The sequence below is a fragment of the Nostoc sp. genome, assembly GCF_036919495.1.
In the GTDB taxonomy this organism is placed as follows: domain Bacteria; phylum Cyanobacteriota; class Cyanobacteriia; order Cyanobacteriales; family Nostocaceae; genus Nostoc.
In genome coordinates this window covers 1-690 of sequence record NZ_JBALBZ010000120.1, presented here as the reverse complement: position 1 = coordinate 690, position 690 = coordinate 1, and the positions used below count along the sequence as shown (strand labels likewise).

The window sequence follows — 690 nt, the reverse complement described above, 5'->3', positions numbered from 1 at the left end:
CCGCAGCCAAAATAGAAACCATATACTGATCATTCATCGCAGCTCGCCGTGACTTTTGTCGAATACTGCGACGAAAAGATGATTCTCGCTCTAAGGCATTCAGAGCAATGCGACGTAGCAAAGCAAAATTCTGTGGACTGTGCAGAGAACGAATTCGACATTCATCCTCATTGAAAGTGACATCTAATGTCCAATGAACAGAATTTTCTATTCCCCAATGCTGTCGAATTGCACTACCAATTTTGTTTGCATCGCTGGCGAGACTAGTAATGTAAAATTGCACCTCCTGGGTAGTTTTATTCCAATGCTGAATCGAACGCACTACCATCACAACTGTTGTCAGTCCTGTCCACAAATCTTGTTCATGAAGTGCAGGAAGTTGTGACACTGGTACGGCGCTATGGTGATGATATCTGTGAGTAAATGATATCTTGTCCTTTCCACTCTGGGGTCTTTTATTTGTGTGAAGTATTCCTGAAACTTAGTGGTAATGTCTTTGCTATCTATGCAGGGTGCAAAAGATGCTTTGGTTTTGCTTTTCTTGTTCTCAAATCCTGTTGACATTACTTTGAGCTTGCAACTAAATGGATTAAATATTACCCTAGCTCGGATAGTGCCACTTTGTTTCCAACTTGATTGCTGATCGGGCAAGTTCGCTTGTCAATAGGGTTTGAGACGCGCTAACCCTGG

1 protein-coding gene is annotated in these 690 nt (G+C 42.3%); it reads right to left on the bottom strand.

Features of this window, described 5'->3' with window-relative positions:
• On the bottom strand, positions 1-388 hold a 388-nt coding region (locus tag V7K25_RS16730), incomplete at its 3' end, for an ISAs1 family transposase (protein ID WP_335159670.1).
• Positions 389-690: the final 302 nt, after the last annotated feature.